The following is a 19,407-nucleotide window of genomic DNA, read 5'->3' on the forward strand; positions in this document are numbered from 1 at the left end:
TGAGCCAGGATCAAACTCTCCGTGAATGTTTACCGGATATCCGGTCCACACTCGCGTTGAGCGGCACGGCAACCACCGGAATAGGGTGATCCCGCGCACTGCGTCCTCGCTAGTGTTATTTCAAAAGGAATCTCCAACCCCAGAAGAATCTGAGGCCGGGGATGTCAACATATCTGGCGTTGACTTTTGGCACGCTGTTGAGTTCTCAAGGAACGGACGCTTCCTTCGAGCCGCCTTCCAGCGGGCCCTCCGGGCGCTTCGTTCTTTCGTGTTTCCAGCTTATCAGATGTTTTCCGCTCCGTTTTCCGGAGTTTCATTCATCGGATTTCACTTTCCGCTTTGTCTCCCCGATCTCCCGCGGCGACTCCGGAACTGTACGGGGAGCGACCCGCCACATGCAAATCGTCCCGCCCTGCTGTCGCAGGACGGGACGATCCGCAGTTCAGGCACCGTCAGGCGCGGCCCATCTCCTCGACGATGGCCGCCGCGAAGGCGTCGATGTCGGCCTCCGTGGTGTCGTAGGCGCACATCCAGCGGACCTCGCCGGTGTGCTCGTTCCAGAAGTAGAAGCGGTAGCGCTTCTGCAGCCGCTCGCTGACTTCCCGCGGGAGGATCGCGAAGACCGCGTTGGCCTGGACCGGGCGGACGACCTCGACGCCGTCGATCTGCCGGACCGCCGCCTCCAGCCGGCTGGCCATCGCGTTGGCGTGGCCGGCGTTGCGCAGGTAGAGGTCCCCCGCGAGCAGCGCCTCGAACTGGACGGAGACGAAACGCATCTTCGAGGCGAGCTGCATCGAGGTCTTGCGCAGGTACTTGATGTTGCGCACCCGGTCCGGGTTGAGCACCACCACGGCCTCGCCGAACATCAGGCCGTTCTTCGTACCGCCGAAGGAGAGGACGTCGACGCCCACGTCCGTGGTGAAGGCCCTCATCGGCAGGCCGAGCGAGGCGGCGGCGTTGGCCAGGCGGGAGCCGTCGACGTGGACGAGCATGCCGAGCTGGTGGGCGTGCTCGGTGATCGCGCGGATCTCGTCCGGGGTGTAGAGGGTGCCCAGCTCGGTGCTCTGGGTGATGGAGACCGCGAGCGGCTGCGCGCGGTGCTCGTCGCCGTAGCCCCAGGCCTGCTGGTCGAGCAGCTCGGGGGTGAGCTTGCCGTCCGGGGTGGGGATGGTGAGCAGCTTGATGCCGCCCATCTTCTCCGGCGCGCCGCCCTCGTCCACGTGGATGTGGGCGGTCTCGGCGCAGACCACGGCGCCCCAGCGCGGGAGCAGCGCCTGGAGGGCGACCACGTTGGCGCCGGTGCCGTTGAAGACCGGGTAGGCCTCGGCCCGGTCGCCGAAGTGGCGGCGGAAGACGTCCTGCAGGTGGGCCGTGTAGTCGTCCTCGCCGTACGCGATCTGGTGACCGTCGTTGGCGAGGGCTATCGCGGCGAGGACCTCGGGGTGGACGCCGGCGTAGTTGTCGCTGGCGAAGCCGCGGACGGCGGGGTCGTGCCGCCGTACCGCGTCCGTACGGGTGAGGTCGGTCATCGGGCTGTCAGCCACAGGTGCTGTCCGTTCAGTTCTGCTGCGGGGCGGTCCCAGAGGCCCGCCAGGTGTCCGGCGAGGTCGGCGGTGTCGGTGAAGCCGGCGAACTTCGCGTCCGGCTTCTCCGCCCGCATCTCGGGGCTGACCAGCGCCTTGATGACCAGGATGGCAGCCGCCGCGGTGGGCTCGCCGTCCGGGGCGGTGGTCTCCTTCTTGAAGGAGTCGGCCATCGAGAGGGTCCAGGCCTCGGTGGCGGCCTTGGCGGCCGCGTAGGCGGCGCCGCCCGCGGTGGGCTTGTGCGCGGCGGCGGCGGAGACCATGGCGTAGCGGCCGGACTGGCTGCGGACCAGCGCGGGCTGGAAGGCCAGCGAGGTGTGCTGGAGGGTGCGCACGACGGTGTCGTGCAGGAAGTCCCAGTCGTCCAGGCGGGTGTCGAAGAAGGTCTTGCCGCCGCGCCAGCCGCCGACCAGGTGGAACAGCCCGTCGACGTGGCCGTGCTCCGCCTCCAGGTGGTCGGCCCAGTCGTGGACCTCCTGCGGGTCGAGCAGGTCGATCACCTGGCCGCTGACCTTGGCTCCGCGCACCGCGGCCCGGGTGGCGTCCAGGGCCGACTCCAGGCGGCGGGGATCGATGTCGGCACCGATCACGGTGGCACCGTCCGCGGCGAGGCGGCGCAGCACGGCCTGGCCGGCCGGTCCGCTGGCTCCGGCGACGGCGACGACCTTGCCGGCCAGCTTGGTGGAGGGGGTGATGGTGGTCACGCGGCGACTCCCTGGATACCGGTGCCGGTGATGCCGGCGGTGGCGGCGATGACGCCGCCGAGCTTCTTGGACAGGGCCTCGTAGAACATGCTCAGCGGGAACTCGTCCGGGAGGACCGCGTCGCACAGCGCCTTGTTGAGGGCCTTGCCGTCGGTGATGTCCAGCGGCAGTGCCTCGGAACCCTTCGCCCAGGTGGAGGCCGGGTGCGGGGTGAGGTAGCGGGAGACCAGCTCGTAGGCGGCGATCCAGTGGGCCGGCTTGGGCCGGTCGATGCCGTCGCGGTACAGGGTCTCGATCTCGCCGCAGAGGGCGTTGGTGACCTTCTGGGCGAGGTCCCAGTCGATGGTGAGGCGGTTGTCGCGCCAGCGCAGCGCGTCGTGCTTGTGCAGGTACGCGAAGAGCAGCTGGCCGCCGAGTCCGTCGTAGTTGCGCACGCGGTCGCCGCTGACCGGGAAGCGGAACAGGCGGTCGAAGAGGATCGCGTACTGGACGTCGCGGGCGTGCGGGTTGCCCTCGGCCTCCAGCCCCACCGCCTCCTTGAAGGTGGTGAGGTCGCAGCGGAGCTCCTCCAGGCCGTACATCCAGAACGGGCTGCGCTGCTTGATCATGAAGGGGTCGAACGGCAGGTCGCCGTGGCTGTGGGTGCGGTCGTGGATGAGGTCCCACAGGACGAAGGTCTCCTGCGCGCGCTGCTGGTCCTGGAGCAGGCCCTCGGCGTCGGCGGGGATCGCCAGGCCGAGCTGCTGGACGGCGCTGGTGGAGACGGCGCGGAAGCGGGCGGCCTCGCGGTCGCAGAAGATGCCGCCCCAGGTGAAACGTTCCGGCGCCTTGCGCACGGCGACCGTCTCGGGGAAGAGGACGGCGGAGTTGGTGTCGTAGCCGGCGGTGAAGTCCGTGAAGGTGATCGGCACGAACATCGGGTTGTCGAAGCGGGTGCGCTCCAGCTCGGCCAGCCAGTCGGGCCACACGACGCGCAGCAGGACGGCTTCCAGGTTGCGGTCCGGGTTGCCGTTCTGGGTGTACATCGGGAAGACGACCAGGTGTTCCAGGCCGTCCTCGCGCTGGTCGGCGGGCTGGAAGGCGAGCAGCGAGTCCAGGAAGTCGGGCTCCCGGTAGCCGGTGTCGGCCCACTTGGCGAGGTCCGCGTCGACGGCGGCGAGGTAGGCCGCGTCGTGCGGGAAGTTCGGGGCGAGCTCCTCGACCGCGGAGCGGACGGTGGCCACCAGAGGGTCGACGGTGTGCCGCTGGACGGCGGCCAGGTCGATCGAGCCGTCCTTGGACTGCAGCGGGCGCAGCGTCTCGACGGCCTCCTTCAGGCGCAGCCACGCCGGGTGGGCGGCGAGGGTCGAGAGCGGGGCGTCGGCCGCCGCAGCGAGCCTTGGCGAAAGATTCTGCATCGTGGACTCACTTCGACAGGAGTTATTTCAACGAGGACACCATAAGTACGAAAGGTTCTCCCGTTCAAGGGGGCCAGGACAGACAAAGTTCCGGCGATCCCCCGCCGTGGCTCCAGAATCTCCGCCGGGACGCCGGTTGTCCAACATGTGGACAGCGATCTGGATGTTCTGGACAGATGTGCCGTTCTGATGCGAACCTCCCGGCATGCTCCCGGCGGTGATCACGGTGGCCGAACGCCACGACAGCCAGTTCCGGGTGCCCTCCCGTCAGCGGGTCTGCTGTCGCGCGCGCGGCCGCTGCTGCCGCTGTTGTTGATCGGCTGCCGCCCACCGGCCGCCGCCGGTCCGGCTCGGAGGGTGCCGCGGACGCGGGCCCGTATACGCCGACCATGCCGTGTGTGTTCCGGCGCCGCCACCGGGGGGAAGTGACCCGCCGGGACGCGGCCCCGCCCGGCCCGGCCCGAGCCGCCGCACTCTCCGGCTCTCCTCCCCCCGTCCCGCCCGGTCCTTCCTCTGGAGCTCTGTCATGGCCCTCCGCAAGCCGTCCGCCGTACTGCCCCTCGCCGCGCTGGTGGTCGCCGCCGCCTCGCTCACCGCGTGCGCACCGCAGGACGCCAAGTCCGACGGGGCCGCCGCCTCCGGTGCCCCGGGCACGGCGGGTGCGGCCGGTGCGACGGCGAGCTGCGCGCCGGGCGCGCTGGCCACCCGTACGTCCGGGAAGCTGACCATCGGCACCGACAAGCCGGCGTACGACCCGTGGTTCTCGGAGGACAAGCCGGAGAACGGCAAGGGCTTCGAGTCGGCCGTGGCGTACGCGGTGGCGGAGAAGCTGGGCTACCCGAAGGACAAGGTCTCCTGGGTGGTCGCGCCGTTCGGCAAGGCGACCGCGCCGGGGGCCAAGGACTTCGACTTCGACATCAACCAGGTGTCCATCAGCGACGAGCGCAAGCAGGCCGTGGACTTCTCCTCCGGCTACTACGACGTGCGCCAGGCCGTCATCGCGCTGAAGGACTCCAAGGCGGCGGGCGCCAGGAGCATCGCCGACCTGAAGGGCGCCAAGCTGGGCGCGCAGGTCGGCACCACCAGCCTGGACACCATCACCAACACCATCAAGCCGAGCACCCAACCGGCCGTGTTCGACTCCAACGACCTGGCCAAGGCCGCGCTGAAGAACGGTCAGGTCGAGGCGCTGGTGGTGGACCTGCCGACCGCCTTCTACATCACCGGCGCCGAGGTCCCGGAGGCCCAGGTGGTGGGGCAGTTCGAGACGGCCTCGCAGGGTGAGCAGTTCGGCCTGGTGCTGGACAAGGGTTCCAAGCTGACCGCTTGCGTGTCGCAGGCCGTGGACGCGCTGCGCGCGGACGGGACGCTGGCGAAGCTGGACAAGCAGTGGCTGTCCGACGCCGTCTCGGCACCGGTGCTGAAGTGAGCGGGGACGCGAGAACGGCGGAACCGGTCGACGTCGCGAAGGACGCGGCCGGGGACGCGGACGACGGCTACCGCCCGTCCGAACGGCGGCTGGCGCACGAGGCGTACCGGCGCGGACGGGCCCGGCGCTCGGCGCTGATCGCCACCGCGTCGACCCTGGTGACGGCGGTCGCGCTCTACCTCCTGGTCGTCAACTCCCCCGGCTGGGAGGTGACCCGGCGCACCTTCTTCAACCTGGACTACGCCCGGCAGGCGCTGCCCGAGGTGCTGCGGGGGCTGCGGCTCAACCTGGAGCTGATGCTCGGCTGCGGGGTGCTCATCCTCGTGTTCGGCCTGCTGCTCGCGGTGCTGCGGACGCTGCGCGGGCCGGTGTTCCTGCCGGTGCGGCTGCTGGCCACGGCGTACGTGGACTTCTTCCTCGGGCTGCCGATGATCATCTGCCTGCTGGTGATGATCACCGGGGTGCCGGCGCTGCGGCTCAGCGGGGTGACCACCGATCCGCTGCTGCTCGGCGGGGCCGCGCTGGTGCTGACGTACTCGGCGTACGTGTCGGAGGTCTTCCGCTCGGGCATCGAGTCGGTGCACCCGAGCCAGCGGGCGGCGGCGCGGTCGCTGGGGCTGACCAACGCGCAGGCGATGCGGTACGTGGTGCTGCCGCAGGCGGTGCGCCGGGTGGTGCCGCCGCTGCTGAACAACCTGGTGAGCCTCCAGAAGGACACCGGGCTGGTCTCCATCGGCGGTGCGATCGACGCGGTGTACGCGGCGAAGATCATCGCGGCTCACTCGTTCAACTTCACGCCGTACCTGGTGGCGGGGCTGGTGTTCATCGTGCTGACCATTCCGCTGACCCGGTTCGCCGACTGGTTGACCGGCCGGATGAACCGTCGGCAGTTCCAGGGGGGTGCGGTATGACCGCGGGTGTCGCGCGTGCGGGTGCGGGTCCCGCCGCAGGTCCGGGCGAGGTGCTCCGGCTGGAGTCGGTGCGCAAGACCTTCGGCGGTCAGGTGGTGCTGCGCGACGTGGGGCTCGCCGTGCCCGAGCACTCGGTGACGGCGCTGATCGGGGCGTCCGGCTCCGGGAAGTCCACGCTGATGCGGTGCGTCAACCTGCTGGAGCGGATCGACGACGGGGCGATCTTCCTCGACGGCGAGGAGATCACCGACCCCCGGGCCGACGAGGACGCCGTGCGGCGCCGGATCGGGGTGGTGTTCCAGTCGTACAACCTGTTCCCGCACATGACGGTGCTGGACAACATCACGCTGGCGCCGCGCCGGGTGCACCGGGCCGGACGGGCTGAGGCCGAGGCTCGGGCGCTGGAACTGCTGGAGCGGCTCGGGCTGGCGGCGAAGGCGAAGGAGTACCCGGACCGGCTCTCCGGCGGACAGCAGCAGCGCGTCGCCATCGTGCGGGCGCTGGCGGCCGGGCCCCGGCTGCTGCTGCTCGACGAGATCACCGCGGCACTCGACCCGGTGCTGGTCGGGGAGGTGCTCTCGGTGGTGCGGGACCTCAAGGAGCAGGGGATGACGATGGTCATCTCCACCCATGAGATGGGCTTCGCGCGCGAGGTCGCCGACCAGGTCTGCTTCCTGGACGACGGGGTGGTGCTCGAACAGGGGCCGCCGGAGCAGGTGTTCGGCGATCCGCAGGAGGAGCGGACCCGGCGGTTCCTCAGCCGGGTGGTCGCCTCGGGGCGGCTCCAGGGCTGAGCCTCGCGGCGGCGGGCGGCGGGCGGCGGGGGTGGCGGTCAGCGCGGGCCGGCGGGGGGGCGGTGTGGGTCGTCGCGGGTCGCGTGGGGCGGCTCGCACCACGGTGGGCACCACTGTGCGCCCCTGTACGCGCCCTGGCCGCGTCGGGGAGGAAGCGGTGATCGTGGAGGGGACAACCGTCACCGCGGGCGAATGACAACGAACAGATGACAGGGAACAGCTTACAGATTTCATCATCTGTCAGCTGTGATCTGTTCGCTGTCACCTGTTCACCGTTCCATTCGCCGCCCGCCGTCGCCCACCGCCCGGGGAGGCCGCCGGTGCACGGACCCACCCTGGTCAACTGGCTCCTCGCCGTCCTCACCGCCGCAGCCGGCGCCTACTGCCTGACCCGCCTACGGCGCACCCCCTGCGCCACCAGCGCCGCCGGCTCCCACTCAGGCCCCCACTCCGACTCCGGCTCCAGTCACACCCACCGCCGGCTCACCCGGGAGTCCGACGCCGCCGAGGCCCTGATGGGGCTCGGCATGGCCGCGATGGCCGTCACCGGCGCCGGCGTACCGCCCGCGGTCTGGGCCTTGCTGTTCGGTGTCCCCGCCACCGGCTTCCTGTTCGCCGCCCTGTACGCCCCCACCGGCCGCGCCCACCGGCTGCACCACGCCCTCGGCGCTCTCACCATGACCTACATGGCCCTCGCGATGACGGCCTCCCCCGGCGGGCACCACCACGCCGCCGCCCTCGGCGCCCCGCTGCTGACCGGCACCCTGCTGCTCTACTTCGGCGGGTACTCCCTCTGGGCCGGCTCCCGCCTGCTGCGCACCCCCGCCGGCACCCTCGTCATCGGTACCGCCGGCCTCCCGCGGGCCTGCCGACTCACCATGGGCATCGGCATGTTCGCCATGCTCCTGACCATGTGACGCCCCTGCCCGGGTGACGCTCCTGGCCACGTCACGCCCACCTCCGCACACCCAATCCCCTGACCGGGGCGTGGCGTTGGTCACTGGCCGGACGAAAGCCGTTCCACGGGACGTCAACAGCGCATAGGTTGGCAGGGAGCGCGTTGTCGCGCTCCGTGCGTACTCGGGGAGCCCATGCGATGACTGCCCTGATCGGCCTGCTGCTGCTCGGACTGCTGCTCTCGACCGTCGCGCCCCGGCTGCTGGCCCGGGCCCGTTGGGCGGAGCGCGAACCGGTGCTGGCGCTGCTGGTGTGGCAGTGCCTCGTGGTGGCGGTACTGCTGTGCTGCGCGCTGGGCCTGGTACTCGCCGCCTCCGCCGCCCTACCCGAGCTGCGCGCCCTGGTGTTCGCGGGCGCCCCGCACGGCGTGGAGGCCGCGTACGGCCTCCAGGAGGCCGAGGGCTGGGGCCGGCTGTGCGCCGCGGTGCTCGCGGCGGGCGGGTTGCAGACGATGCTGGCACTCTCCCGCGAAGTCCGTACGGCCAAGGCCCTGCGCGACCGCCGTCACGCTCAACTCGCGACCCGCGCACCCGAGTTGCCCGAGGCGATCGCCGCCGCCCGGAGCCGCCGGGAGCGGCTGGTCGTGCTGGAGAACGTCCGCCCCGAGGCCTGGTCGCTGCCCGGCCCGGACTCGCGCCTGGTGGTCACCACCGGCGCCCTCCAGCAGCTCACCGACCGGGAGTTGGCCGCCGTACTGAGCCATGAGCGCGGACACGTGCGGGCCCGTCACCACTGGCTGCAGCAGTTCGCCCAGGCGCTCGCCTCCGGCTTCCCCTGCGTCGGCGTGTTCAGCACGTTCCGGGACCAGGTGGCGGAGCTCGTCGAGCTGGCGGCCGACGACCGGGCCGCGCGCCGCCACGGTCGGCACACCACCGCCCTCGCGCTCGCCGAACTGAACCTGGACCGAGGGGTGTTCGGCTCCTGTCCGCCCGGCCTGGCGCAGTCCCCGAAGCGGGTGGACCGGCTGCTCGCGGGCCGCCCGCGGCTGTCCGTCCCGCACCGGCTGCGCCTCACCATGGTCGCCCTCGCCGTCCCCGCCGCGGTGGTCCTGCTGGCCGTCGCCCCGGGGCTCAACTCACTGCTCTGAGCCCGCGGGCCACGAGGACCTCGACGCGGCATCAGATCGGCCGCCGGATCGCCGGACCAGGCCGGATCGCCGGACCGGGCCGGATCAGCCCGAAGAGGACCCGGAACAGGCGGACCCGGGCGGTGCACCGAGAGTCAGCCCGAGCACCTCGCGGTGCAGCGGCCGGGCCTGCTCGTAGCGCTCCCGGCCGGCCTCGGTCAGGGCGACCGTGACCCCCCGCCGATCGCTCTCGCACATCGCCCGGGTGACCAGCCCGCCCTTCTCCAGGCGGGCGATCAGCCGCGACAACGCGCTCTGACTCAGGTGGACGGTGGGCGCCAGCTCGCTCACCCGCAGCCCGAGGCGCCCCCCGGCCCGACACCCCTCCACCAGTCTCTCCAGCACCTCGAACTCGCTCATGCCCAGCCCGTATCTGTCGCCCAGCTCGCGGTCGAGCGCACAGGAGGCAGCGGCATGGCGGGCCAGCAGCTCACGCCATTCCGCGACGAGGCCGGCCTCCGCCGGGGAGTCGAGTTCAGCCACCCCGCCACCCTAGCACGTGTTCGGTAAATTTATGCGTTCACATCTAATTCATTTGCATTGAATGCATGTGCATGTACTGTCCTCCCCATGACCACCGCGACCGCCACGTCACCCGACGTCCCGTCAACCAGCGGGCTGAACTGGACACCCCGCCTCTGGGGCACCCTGATCGTGCTCTGCGCCGCCATGTTCCTGGACGCCCTGGACGTCTCGATGGTGGGCGTGGCCCTCCCCTCCATCGGCTCCGAGCTGAACCTCTCGACCTCCACCCTGCAGTGGGTGGTCTCCGGCTACGTGCTCGGCTACGGCGGCCTGCTGCTGCTCGGCGGGCGTGCCGCCGACCTGCTCGGCCGCCGCCGGGTCTTCCTCGTCGCCCTGGGCGTCTTCGCCGCCGCCTCGCTGGCCGGCGGCCTGGTCGACGACGGCGCCCTGCTGATCGCCGCCCGCTTCCTCAAGGGCGTGAGCGCCGCCTTCACCGCCCCGGCGGGCCTGTCCATCATCACCACGACCTTCGCCGAGGGCCCGGCCCGCAACCGCGCGCTGTCGATCTACACCACCTGCGGCGCCAGCGGGTTCTCGCTCGGCCTGGTGCTGAGCGGCCTGCTCACCTCGGTCGGCTGGCGCTGGACCTTCCTGATGCCCGTCCCGGTCGCGCTGCTCGCCCTGGTCGTCGCCGTCCGGCTGCTCCCCCGCCCCGTCGAGGAGCGCGCCAAGGGCGGCTACGACGTGCTCGGTGCGATCACCGGCACCGCGACCGTGCTGCTGCTGGTGTTCACCGTCACCGAGGCCCAGGGCGCCGGCTGGCTGAGCCTGCGCACCCTCGGCTCGCTGGTCGTGGTCGCCGCGCTGGCCGCCGCCTTCCTCCTGGTCGAGAGCCGTACCGCCCACCCGCTGGTCCGGCTCGGCATCTTCCGCAACGGCTCGGTCGCCCGGGCCAACCTGGTCGCCTTCGCGATGACCGGCGCGTACGGCGGCTTCCAGTTCGTCGTCACGCTCTACCTGCAGCACCTGCTCGGCTGGTCGGCCCTCCAGATGGCGCTCGGCCTGCTGCCGGCCGGCGCGTTCATCGCCCTCTCGGCGCCGTTCATGGGCCCGATCGTGGACCGCTTCGGCACCGGCCGGCTGCTGCCGATCGGGCTGCTGGCCCTGGTCGGAGCGTTCGCGCTGTTCCTCCGCCTGGACGAGCACAGCTCGTACGTGGGGCTGGTGCTGCCCTCGATGCTGCTGCTCGGCGTGGGCTTCGCGCTCGCCTTCCCCTCCGTGAACATCGCCGCCACCGACGGCGTGGACGACGAGGAGCAGGGCCTGGCCTCGGGCCTGGTGAACACCGCGATCCAGGTCGGCACCGCGGTGGTGCTGGCCGGGGCGACCGCGATGATCACCGCCGGCAGCGCGGGCGGCGACAGCCCGCAGGCGCAGCTGGACGGGTACCGCCCGGCGCTGCTCCTCGTCACGGCGGTCGCGCTGGTCGGTCTGGTCATCGCCGCGGTGGGCGCCCTGGTGGACCGGCGCCGGAATTCAACTCCCCTGCACGTGCCGGATTATGATTATCCGCCTGCCGGGTCACCCACGACCCGGGCCGAAGTCCTGACCGAGCACTGACCCGTGGCCTCCGCCCGCGGCCGACCCCTTGGCCGCCGGGCACTGGCGCCGGCTCCACCAAACCCCCGTGTTGGTGGAGCCGGCCGTCTTCGTACCGGCCGCCCGGGCGGTGCCCGCCAGGGCACGGTTCCACGGCGCGGCCGCCGGCTCCGCAAGTATATTGGCTCGGAGCCAACGAACGTTCGGAGCAGACACGATGGCACCTCGGGGGGATTCGGTCAATGAGGAGATGCGGCAGCGCTCCCGCCGCCGCATCATGCGGGCCACCGTCGAACTCGTTGACCAGCGCGGTTACGCGGGCACCACGCTGACCGACATCGCCGAACGGGCCGGACTCGCCCGCGGCCTGCTCTCGTACTACTTCGACGGCAAACGACGGCTGATGCAGTCCGCGACGCATCGGATGATGCACCAGGCACTGTCCGGCGCGCTGGCCGAGCTACCGCCGGACGCCTCCCCCGAGGCCCGGCTGGCCCGCGCGATCGACGCCGTCCTCGCACTGGCGATGGACCACCCGCGGGTGATGCGCTCGCACCTGGCACTCATCCTCGACCCCGACACCGGCGCCTTCATCCAGGACCCGGAACAGCAGCAGCTCGGCGCGATCCTGCAGGGCCTGCTGCGCGACTGGGGCGCGCCGGACCCGGTCGGCGAGCACGCGGTGCTGCGCAGTGCGCTGATGGGCGGCTGCATCGGAGTGCTGCTGCCGGGCGCGGAGATCTCGCTGGCACCGATCCGGGCCGACCTGTTCCGCCGCTACGACCTCGCCTGGGAGCTGGGCCGCCCCCCGCAGCCGGTGCCGCCGGAACGCGAACGGCCGCCGGCCCGCGGCTGACGGCGGGCGAGCGGCCTGGCGGCATTCGATCGGGCAGTCGATCCGGCGTTCGGTCCGGCACGTGATCCGAGGTTCGATCCACTGCCGTTCGATCCGCTGCCGGACGTTCCACTACCGAGGGGCCTCGTGAGGGAGGGAGCTCACAGGCCCCGTCGGGCAGCGGTTCAGCGTTCCTTCAGGATCGACGCGAGCAGGTCGATCGTGCGCTCGGGCGTGAGACTGTCGACACAGAGCCGTTCCATGACCTGGATGTAGGCGTCGACGTCGTCCCGCTTGTCCAGGTAGAGCGCGCTGGTGAGCTGCTCCAGGTAGACCACGTCCGCGAGGTCCTGCTCCGGGAAGCGCAGGATCGTGAACGCCCCGGACTCCCCCGCGTGCGCGCCGAAGCGGAACGGCATGACCTGGATGACCACGTTGGCCTGCTCGGCGACGTCGATCAGGTACTGAACCTGGCCGCGCATCACCTTGGGCCCGCCGACCGGCCGGCGCAGCGCGGCCTCGTCGATCACGGCCCACAGCCTGGGGCTGTTGCCCTCGGTCAGCAGCTTCTGGCGGCGCAGGCGGAGGCTGACCCGCCGCTCGACCTCCTCCTCGCTGATGACCGGCCGACTCTGGCCGAAAACCGCCCGTGCGTACTCCTCGGACTGCAGTAGTCCTGGGATGAACTGCACTTCATACGTACGGATCAGCTGTGCGGCCTCCTCCAAGCCGACATAGGTCTGGAACCAGCCCGGCAGCACGTCGTTGAAGCTGTGCCACCAGCCGGACTTGTTGGCCTCGCGGACCAGCCCGAGCAGGGCCTCCCGCTCCAGGCCGTCATCCACGCCGTACAGGCTGAGGAGGTCGGCGACGTCGCGCTCCTTGAAGCTGACGCGGCCGAGCTCCATGCGACTGATCTTGGATTCCGAGGCGCGGATCGCGTAGCCCGCATCCTCCCGGGTGATGCCGCGCGTCTCGCGCAGGCGTCGCAGCTGCGAGCCGAGGAGGATCCGGCGGACCATCGAGCCGCCGCCCGGCTGAACTGTGGTCATGCGGTCGAAACCTCCACCTAGGGCAAACAGCGCACAGTCTGCCATCAGTTGAGCGCTCACGGTGCCGATACTGACGGATGTTCCTATCAGTTCTGCACTCCGCACACCAGGATGCACGTGCATCCGGCGCTTGCATATGCCAATAGTGCGACTGCACGTGAATCGACTCTTGCATCTGCAGTGAGCGCACACCACCATGGTGCACGTGCACCTGCACATCCCTGGCAATCCCGCGGGCTCCGCGTCGACCCCACGCGCGACTCCGTGCACCGACCCGGCGGCGTCCCCCGCGCCATCGGGCGTTCGAGTGCGCGCGCGCCTGGTCGAGGGGGCGGCCGAGCGGCCGAGCGAGTCGGAGGTGACCGGCATGACCCCGGCGGGTCCAGCCGTGTCCGCCCCCTTATGGGAGGAGCTCTTCATGAGCACCGGTACGGCTTTGGCGGTTGACCCCCATGTGGTCACCTGTACGCTCGCTCCCCGCTTCGAGGCCGTCAGAACCGCACGCGACTTCGCCCGGACCGCTCTTCAGCGCTGGGGCCTGATCGAGCTGTTCGACGACGTCGCGCTGGTGGCCTCGGAACTGGTGACCAACGCGCTCCGGCATGCGATCGGCGCACGGCCCGACCCGTCGGGCGGCGCCCAGGGCGAGTACGACTTTCCCACGCGACCGGTCGCGGACGGCCGGCTGCCGATCCGAATAAGCCTGGTGCACCGCGCACCCCAGGTGGTCTGCGCGGTGAGCGATCCCAGCAGCGTCGGCCCGGTCGCCCGGGAGGCGGACTTCGTCGCCGAGTCCGGCCGCGGACTGCACCTGGTGGAGTCGTTCAGCCGCTCCTGGGGCTGGCACCCGCTGGGCAGCGGCAAGGTGGTCTGGGCCATGTTCGAGGCGGAGCCGGTCATCGGCGGCGGGCTCGACGGACACACCGGCCCGGACGGACGCGTCGGCCTCGACGGGCACGGCGAGTTCGGAGGACACCCCGAAATCGGTGGACGGCACCGGCGCTCGGCCTAGCGTCGCACGGCGCGCGGCCGGCCGGCCGAGGGACGACCCGGGAGGACCACGCCCCGAGCTCTCCGGCCAGGCCCGTACGGAGCCCCGAAGCCGCCCGGGGCACCCCCTCAGGCTCCGCCGTACGGCCCGTCACGGGGTCGGCTAGGAGTGGGGGCAAAGACAAAGGCCGTCGTGGTGTCAGCACCCACGACGGCCCCCCGATGGTGGAGCGGCGGCCGGTCAGACCGCCAGGTGGTCGAACTCCCCGTCCTTGGCCCCCAGGAGCAGGGCGGCGATCTCGGCCCGGGTGTAGATGAGCGCCGGACCGTCCGGGAAGCGCGAGTTGCGCATCGCGACGTCGCCGCCCGGGAGGGCCGCGAACTCGACGCAGTTGCCCTGGGAGTTGCTGTGCAGGCTCTTCTGCCAGACCACCCCCTTGAGGTCGGCGGCGGCCATCCCGTTGTAGGTGTGGTTGGAGCCGTGCGTGTCCTGCGAGTCGTGCATAGAAGTCTCCCGAAGAGCTCCGGAGTTGTCGTCCAGCGCGGCGCCCCGGCACCTGCCGAACGAACGGACCGGCCCCGTACCGGTCCGGCAAACAACGCCTCACTTGACGCGATGATAGCCGCAGTGCACGTGCATCAGCACGGGACATTGCAGGTGCACGAGGCCTTCCACCAGCCGCCTCGAACTCTTCACGGACCCTTCCCCTGACGGTACGTAAACGGACATAGCCCATGGAATCGACGATTCGTCGATAACCGGCCGTGAGCAGCCCCCCGCTGAATGTTGATCTTCGAGTGCCGGGAGTCGCACCACCGTGACCCTCCGTCAGGCCGCCCTCCGGCTGTGAGACATCTCACGCGCCACAGGTGCAACGCGACACCCCACGGGACACGTCCGGGCAACCGACGGCGGTCACGCGGGGGTTGGGCGAGGAATGTCCGGATTGTAGGCAAACCTGCCGGACCGGAGCGGTCGACACACCACCTCGGCACCTCGACCACCCGAAACCCGCATGGCAGCCGACTGCAGGCCTGACGGGGCGATGTCCTACGATCTCCGGCATGAGCACCGCAGCCATCCCGGGCGCGCCACTGCCCGTTCGCACCCCAGGCTCCCGTGCGCGGGGGCGCCACCGCCGCCCCGAGCGCCCCGAGATCCCGGCCGGCTCCCCGGCCCTGGTGCTCGCCGTGCCCGCGACCGCGGGGCCCGAGTCCCGTTCGGTCGTCGAGGAGCTGCTCTCGATCGTCCGCAGCGAGCACCACGGCGTCCAGGCCGCGGTCGGCTACCTCCCGGCTGACGGTTCCGAGGGCGAGGGCGGCGAGGACCGCACCGTCGCCGAGCTCCTGGCCCTGGCCGCCGAGGCCGGGCTGCCGGCGCCCGTCGTGGTACCGCTGGTGCCCGGCCCGCACGACTTCCTGACCGGGCTTCACGCCCTGGGCGCGGAGTACGGCGCGACCGTCACCGATGTGCTGGGTCCGCACCCGCTGCTGGCCGAGGCGGTGCACGTGCGCCTGTCCGAGGCCGGGCTGGCCCGGGCCGACCGGGCCCGACTGTTCGCCATCGCGACCGCCGCGGACGGCGTGGTGCTGACCACCGCCGGCGGCGAGGACGCGGCCGCCGCGGCCGGCGTCACCGGCGTGCTGCTGGCCGCCCGTCTGGCCGTCCCGGTCGTCGCCGCGTCGCTCGACGTGCCCGGCTCGGTGGCCGCCGCCGTCAACCACCTCAAGGACACCGGCTCCCAGCGCCCCGCGCTGGCCCCGCTGGTGATCGGGCCGGAGGCCGACTCGGAGCTGCTCGCCACGGCCGCCGAGGAGACCGGCTGCCCGTCGGCGGCGCCGCTGGGCGCGTACCCGACCGTCGGCCAGCTGATCGCCTCCGCCTACCTGGCCGCGCTGCCGGCGCCGTCGCCGGAGGACCTGGCCCGCGCCGAGGCGGAGGCCGCGGCCGCCGCCGGGGCCGAGGAGGGCTCCCGCGGGGCCCATGCGGCCACCGAGGGTGCCGCCGGGCTGTAGGGACGGACCGCGCCGCCTGCCGACGCTCACCGAAGGGCCGGGAACGACTTCGTTCCCGGCCCTTCGGCTTGACCCGTACAGGAGTTACGGGAGTTAAGAACCCAATGCGCGCAATGTCCGTTCTGGTGTGATTTGTCAATGAGCAGCCCGCGCATTGTCCGGCGCGCGATTCACCATTGCCCCCCCTGTTTTCACGGGTGCGCCCTGCCGCACTCCAACACTCCGTCACGCCACTCCTGAAGCGGAGCCAGTTGTGGGAATCCGCCGCCACATTGCCGGAAAACGATCATTTTCGATCATGAAGCATGGGCTATTTGACACTTCTCTCTAAACCGTGATGTACATCACAGGTATTTGCAGTTTGAAGTTGAGTCTGCTTAACGTGCTCCCCGTTCGTGACCACACGAACCCAGTTCATCCGCGACGCCGAGTCCTGCCGTCGGATGTCCTGGCAGCGCGAAAACGCACCACGGCAGGAGCGGGGGACCCACAGGTAAGTCGCCCCGGACCGTTCCTCGGAACGGCCCAGGGCTAGGGGTGAAGCCGCGCCCACAGCGCGGCCGGGCAACTCCAGCCCGAATCCGACAGCTCACCTCGCAGGCGTGGGAGAGGACTCCGTCTTCATGCTGCCCACCAACGGCACCCGTCTGTCCGGCCGCACCCGCCGCGTGATCGCCGCCCTCGGCGTCGCCGGCGTCGGCCTCACCGTCCCCTGCCTCACCACCAGCACCGCCAACGCCGCGTCCGTCTCCACCTGGGACGCCGTCGCCCAGTGCGAGAGCGGCGGCAACTGGGCCATCAACACCGGCAACGGCTTCTACGGCGGGCTGCAGTTCACCTCCAGCACCTGGGCCGCCTTCGGCGGCACCGCCTACGCCGCGCAGGCCAACCAGGCCACCAAGGCGCAGCAGATCGCCGTCGCCGAGAAGGTCCTCGCCTCGCAGGGCCCGGGCGCCTGGCCCGTGTGCTCCGTCAAGGCCGGCCTGACCAAGGGCGGCACCCCGGCCGCCGTCGACACCTCGGCGGCCGCCACCGGCTCCACCGCCACCAAGCCCACTCAGGGTCAGACCCAGGCCCCGGCCGCGAAGCCCGCCAAGCCGGCCGCGCCCTCCCAGGACCAGGCGCAGGCCTCCTCCGGCTCCGCCAAGGGCAACTGGGTGCAGAAGCGCCAGCCGCAGGCCCAGCCCCAGGCCGCTGCCCCGGCGCAGGCCCAGGGCGCCGACTACACCGTGGTCGCGGGCGACTGGCTGTCCTCGATCGCCGACAAGCACAACGTGCAGGGCGGCTGGCAGCGGCTGTACGACCTCAATCGCAGCACCCTGGCCGAGGGCCCGGACACCATCTACCCGGGCCAGCAGCTGAGCTTCGGCAACGGCGGCAAGGCCAAGGCCGACCAGTCCGCGAACGGTGGTGCCGTGAACGCCCAGCCGACCGCGCAGACCCAGGCCCCGGCCACCAAGCCGGCCACCAAGCCGGCTTCGAAGCCGGCCGCCCAGGCGCAGACCCAGGCGCCGAGCCAGACCCAGACGCCGAGCCAGGCGCAGACCCAGGCCCCGGCCCAGACCGCCACCGGCAGCATGGCCGCCGCGGTCGCCTTCGCCCAGTCGAAGGTCGGCCAGGCGTACGTCTACGGCGGCACCGGCAACGGCGGCTGGGACTGCTCCGGCCTGACCCAGGCCGCGCTGCGCGCCGCGGGCATCTCCGTGCCGCGCGTCGCCGCCGACCAGGCCGCCGCCAGCACCCACGTCTCGCTGGACAGCCTGCAGCCGGGCGACCTGCTCTTCTGGTCGAACAACGGCAAGGACTCCGGCGTGTACCACGTCGCGATCTACGTCGGCGGCGGCCAGTACGTCGAGGCCGCCAACCCGAGCTCGGGCGTCCGCGTCCAGAGCATCGCCAACTGGGCCCCGGACTTCGCCGGCCGGGTCTGAGGACCGCGAACGGCTGACGGACGACGGGAAACAGCCGACGGACAACGGATCACAGATAACAGATTTCAACATCTGTCAGCTGTCGTCTGAACGCTGACCCACAGCCACCCCCGGGAAGAGTCTGGTCGCTCCTCCCGGGGGTTCCGGCGTACCCCGCGCCGCCGGCACCCCGGCCCTCCCCCGGATCCTGCGCAACCACGTGGTGAAACCCCGCCCCAACGGGCATGCTGCTGCTCTGCACCCGAGGAGGAGTCACATGGCCCAGATCACCATCACGCTCGACGCCAACCTCGCGATCGACGCGATGCTGCTCTCCGGCACCAAGAACCCACAGGACGCCGTCGAACTGGTCCTGCGCGACTACCTTGCCCGCGGCCGCCGCACCGAGACCCGGACCGGCGACGCGTCCGACGGCCACCGGCTGACCGCGGAGCCCCCGACCGCCCAGGAGGGCTGAACGCTCAGGAAGGCCGAGCGCTCAGGAAGGCCGACCGCGCGAACGCGGAACGGGCCCCGGAGAGCAACCACCCTCCGAGGCCCGTCCACCGGTCCGTCCACCGCCCCCGCCACCGCGGCTCAGCGCGCGCAGGCCCCCGTGGAACCGCGCATCACCAGCTCCGGCTGGAACATGAACTCCCCGCGCTGGGCCGCGTTCCCGCCGACCTCCTCCAGCAGCGCGTCCACCGCCGCCGTGGCCATCGCCTCGACCGGCTGGCGGATCGTGGTCAACGGCGGCTCGGTGAAGGCGATCAGCGGCGAGTCGTCGAAGCCGACCACCGACACGTCCTGCGGCACCGACAGCCCCCGCTGCCGCACCGCCCTGATCGCCCCGAGCGCCATCATGTCGCTCCCGCAGACGATCGCCGTACAGCCCTTGTCGAGCAGCGCGCCTGCCGCCGCGTGCCCGCCCTCCACGCTGAACAGCGTGTGGTGGACGAGGTCCTCGGCCTCCTCCTGGCTCCGCCCGAGCACCTCGCGCATCGCCGCCGTGAAGCCCTCAACCTTGCGCAGCACCGGAACGTACCGCCGCTGCCCGATCGCCAGCCCGATCCGCTCGTGCCCGAGTTCGGCCAGGTGCTGGACCGCCATCCACATGGCGGCCCGGTCGTCCGGCGAGATGAAGGGCGCGTCGATCTTCTCGCTGTAGCCGTTGATCAGCACGAACGGCACCCCGCGCCCGGCCAGCCGGGCGTAGCGGTCGTGGTCGGCGGTGGTGTCGGCGTGCAGCCCGGAGACGAAGACGATGCCCGCCACTCCCCGGTCGACCAGCATCTCCACCAGTTCGTCCTCGGTGGACCCGCCCGGCGTCTGGGTGCACAGCACCGGGGTGTACCCGTGCCGGCTGAGCACCTGCTCGATCACCTGCGCCAGCGCGGGGAAGATCGGGTTGCTCAGCTCCGGCGTGATCAGCCCGATCAGGCCCGCACTGCGCTGGCGCAGCCGGGTCGGCCGCTCGTAGCCGAGCACGTCGGGCGCCGCCAGCACGGTCTGCCGGGTGGCGGCGGAGACGTTCGCCTTGCCGTTGAGCACGCGGGAGACGGTGGCTTCGCTGACCCCCGCCTGTGCCGCGATGTCTGAGAGTCGCGCCGTAGTCACGGTCCCAGAGCCTATTGCAACC

18 protein-coding genes and 1 riboswitch are annotated in these 19,407 nt (G+C 71.4%); of the genes, 11 read left to right on the top strand and 7 right to left on the bottom strand.

What is annotated here, in order from left to right; translation table 11 throughout:
• Positions 1-452 precede the first annotated feature (452 nt).
• From RZ50_RS24835 to RZ50_RS24845, 3 genes are read right to left on the bottom strand one after another with little or no spacing between them, the layout of a single operon-like run.
• Positions 453-1,529, bottom strand: coding sequence for a low specificity L-threonine aldolase (locus RZ50_RS24835; protein WP_196947938.1), 1,077 nt, complete (start codon positions 1,527-1,529; stop codon positions 453-455).
• Positions 1,526-2,287 (bottom strand): SDR family NAD(P)-dependent oxidoreductase, encoded by a 762-nt coding sequence (locus RZ50_RS24840; RefSeq protein WP_308272210.1) that lies wholly within the window; start codon positions 2,285-2,287, stop codon positions 1,526-1,528. The genes RZ50_RS24835 and RZ50_RS24840 overlap by 4 nt, the downstream gene beginning before the upstream one ends.
• Complete coding sequence (locus tag RZ50_RS24845; RefSeq protein WP_196947926.1) at positions 2,284-3,684, bottom strand: DUF6421 family protein; 1,401 nt, start codon at positions 3,682-3,684, stop codon at positions 2,284-2,286. The genes RZ50_RS24840 and RZ50_RS24845 overlap by 4 nt, the downstream gene beginning before the upstream one ends.
• Before the next feature lie 526 nt (positions 3,685-4,210).
• On the opposite strand from RZ50_RS24845, the gene RZ50_RS24850 reads away from it, so the two are divergent.
• The 5 genes from RZ50_RS24850 to RZ50_RS24870 all read left to right on the top strand — a co-directional run bounded on the left by RZ50_RS24850 (position 4,211) and on the right by RZ50_RS24870 (position 8,862).
• Entirely contained in the window at positions 4,211-5,113 is a 903-nt protein-coding gene (locus RZ50_RS24850; RefSeq protein ID WP_196947927.1) for an ABC transporter substrate-binding protein, read from the top strand.
• Positions 5,110-6,024: an amino acid ABC transporter permease gene (locus tag RZ50_RS24855; RefSeq protein ID WP_196947928.1), complete on the top strand. Its 915-nt coding sequence runs from the start codon at positions 5,110-5,112 to the stop codon at positions 6,022-6,024. The genes RZ50_RS24850 and RZ50_RS24855 overlap by 4 nt, the downstream gene beginning before the upstream one ends.
• A complete protein-coding gene (locus tag RZ50_RS24860) occupies positions 6,021-6,818 on the top strand; it encodes an amino acid ABC transporter ATP-binding protein (protein ID WP_196947929.1) in 798 nt (265 codons plus the stop codon). Before RZ50_RS24855 ends, RZ50_RS24860 begins: the two co-directional genes overlap by 4 nt.
• Positions 6,819-7,138: 320 nt before the next feature.
• Complete coding sequence (locus tag RZ50_RS24865) at positions 7,139-7,735, top strand: DUF5134 domain-containing protein (RefSeq protein ID WP_308272213.1); 597 nt, start codon at positions 7,139-7,141, stop codon at positions 7,733-7,735.
• Between the two features lie 179 nt (positions 7,736-7,914).
• Positions 7,915-8,862 carry a M56 family metallopeptidase gene (locus tag RZ50_RS24870; protein ID WP_196947931.1) on the top strand — a complete coding sequence of 316 codons (948 nt, stop codon included), beginning with the start codon at positions 7,915-7,917 and terminating at the stop codon, positions 8,860-8,862.
• Between the two features lie 84 nt (positions 8,863-8,946).
• On the opposite strand, the gene RZ50_RS24875 is transcribed toward RZ50_RS24870, so the two are convergent.
• Positions 8,947-9,384 carry a MarR family winged helix-turn-helix transcriptional regulator gene (locus tag RZ50_RS24875; RefSeq protein ID WP_196947932.1) on the bottom strand — a complete coding sequence of 146 codons (438 nt, stop codon included), beginning with the start codon at positions 9,382-9,384 and terminating at the stop codon, positions 8,947-8,949.
• A gap of 87 nt (positions 9,385-9,471) precedes the next feature.
• On the opposite strand from RZ50_RS24875, the gene RZ50_RS24880 reads away from it, so the two are divergent.
• Both RZ50_RS24880 and RZ50_RS24885 read left to right on the top strand, forming a co-directional pair.
• Positions 9,472-10,986, top strand: coding sequence for an MFS transporter (locus tag RZ50_RS24880; protein ID WP_196947933.1), 1,515 nt, complete (start codon positions 9,472-9,474; stop codon positions 10,984-10,986).
• Positions 10,987-11,215: 229 nt separating this feature from the next.
• Positions 11,216-11,821: a TetR/AcrR family transcriptional regulator gene (locus RZ50_RS24885; RefSeq protein ID WP_254803043.1), complete on the top strand. Its 606-nt coding sequence runs from the start codon at positions 11,216-11,218 to the stop codon at positions 11,819-11,821.
• Between the two features lie 164 nt (positions 11,822-11,985).
• Here RZ50_RS24885 and RZ50_RS24890 read toward each other — a convergent pair whose 3' ends face one another.
• Positions 11,986-12,852: a helix-turn-helix transcriptional regulator gene (locus RZ50_RS24890; RefSeq protein WP_196947935.1), complete on the bottom strand. Its 867-nt coding sequence runs from the start codon at positions 12,850-12,852 to the stop codon at positions 11,986-11,988.
• A 418-nt stretch (positions 12,853-13,270) separates the two neighbouring features.
• Here RZ50_RS24890 and RZ50_RS24895 point away from each other — a divergent pair, with 418 nt between their 5' ends.
• Positions 13,271-13,864, top strand: coding sequence for an ATP-binding protein (locus tag RZ50_RS24895; protein ID WP_374199982.1), 594 nt, complete (start codon positions 13,271-13,273; stop codon positions 13,862-13,864).
• A gap of 219 nt (positions 13,865-14,083) precedes the next feature.
• On the opposite strand, the gene RZ50_RS24900 is transcribed toward RZ50_RS24895, so the two are convergent.
• Positions 14,084-14,347, bottom strand: a complete 264-nt coding sequence (locus RZ50_RS24900) for a DUF397 domain-containing protein (protein WP_196947936.1) — start codon at positions 14,345-14,347, stop codon at positions 14,084-14,086.
• 560 nt (positions 14,348-14,907) lie between these two features.
• Here RZ50_RS24900 and RZ50_RS24905 point away from each other — a divergent pair.
• The 3 genes from RZ50_RS24905 (at position 14,908) to RZ50_RS24915 (ending at position 18,246) form a co-directional block, all read left to right on the top strand.
• Positions 14,908-15,858: a hypothetical protein gene (locus tag RZ50_RS24905; RefSeq protein WP_254803044.1), complete on the top strand. Its 951-nt coding sequence runs from the start codon at positions 14,908-14,910 to the stop codon at positions 15,856-15,858.
• Between the two features lie 455 nt (positions 15,859-16,313).
• A riboswitch (cyclic di-AMP (ydaO/yuaA leader) is annotated at positions 16,314-16,474 on the top strand.
• Complete coding sequence (locus RZ50_RS29960) at positions 16,461-17,789, top strand: transglycosylase family protein (RefSeq protein WP_217680839.1); 1,329 nt, start codon at positions 16,461-16,463, stop codon at positions 17,787-17,789. (Overlaps the previous riboswitch by 14 nt.)
• A 256-nt stretch (positions 17,790-18,045) precedes the next feature.
• Positions 18,046-18,246 (top strand): hypothetical protein, encoded by a 201-nt coding sequence (locus RZ50_RS24915; protein ID WP_196951228.1) that lies wholly within the window; start codon positions 18,046-18,048, stop codon positions 18,244-18,246.
• Positions 18,247-18,365: 119 nt separating this feature from the next.
• On the opposite strand, the gene RZ50_RS24920 is transcribed toward RZ50_RS24915, so the two are convergent.
• A complete protein-coding gene (locus tag RZ50_RS24920; protein WP_196951229.1) occupies positions 18,366-19,385 on the bottom strand; it encodes a LacI family DNA-binding transcriptional regulator in 1,020 nt (339 codons plus the stop codon).
• Between the last annotated feature and the right edge of the window lie 22 nt (positions 19,386-19,407).

This window comes from Kitasatospora sp. SUK 42 (genome assembly GCF_015776785.2).
Classification (GTDB): domain Bacteria; phylum Actinomycetota; class Actinomycetes; order Streptomycetales; family Streptomycetaceae; genus Kitasatospora.

Coding starts and splice junctions, on each gene's coding strand:
- RZ50_RS24835 (WP_196947938.1), bottom strand. CDS start 1,529: ATGACCGACCTCACCCGTACGGACGCGGTACGGCGGCACGACCCCGCC.
- RZ50_RS24845 (WP_196947926.1), bottom strand. CDS start 3,684: ATGCAGAATCTTTCGCCAAGGCTCGCTGCGGCGGCCGACGCCCCGCTC.
- RZ50_RS24850 (WP_196947927.1), top strand. CDS start 4,211: ATGGCCCTCCGCAAGCCGTCCGCCGTACTGCCCCTCGCCGCGCTGGTG.
- RZ50_RS24860 (WP_196947929.1), top strand. CDS start 6,021: ATGACCGCGGGTGTCGCGCGTGCGGGTGCGGGTCCCGCCGCAGGTCCG.
- RZ50_RS24870 (WP_196947931.1), top strand. CDS start 7,915: ATGACTGCCCTGATCGGCCTGCTGCTGCTCGGACTGCTGCTCTCGACC.
- RZ50_RS24880 (WP_196947933.1), top strand. CDS start 9,472: ATGACCACCGCGACCGCCACGTCACCCGACGTCCCGTCAACCAGCGGG.
- RZ50_RS24885 (WP_254803043.1), top strand. CDS start 11,216: ATGCGGCAGCGCTCCCGCCGCCGCATCATGCGGGCCACCGTCGAACTC.
- RZ50_RS24890 (WP_196947935.1), bottom strand. CDS start 12,852: ATGACCACAGTTCAGCCGGGCGGCGGCTCGATGGTCCGCCGGATCCTC.
- RZ50_RS24895 (WP_374199982.1), top strand. CDS start 13,271: ATGAGCACCGGTACGGCTTTGGCGGTTGACCCCCATGTGGTCACCTGT.
- RZ50_RS24900 (WP_196947936.1), bottom strand. CDS start 14,347: ATGCACGACTCGCAGGACACGCACGGCTCCAACCACACCTACAACGGG.
- RZ50_RS24905 (WP_254803044.1), top strand. CDS start 14,908: ATGAGCACCGCAGCCATCCCGGGCGCGCCACTGCCCGTTCGCACCCCA.
- RZ50_RS24915 (WP_196951228.1), top strand. CDS start 18,046: ATGGCCCAGATCACCATCACGCTCGACGCCAACCTCGCGATCGACGCG.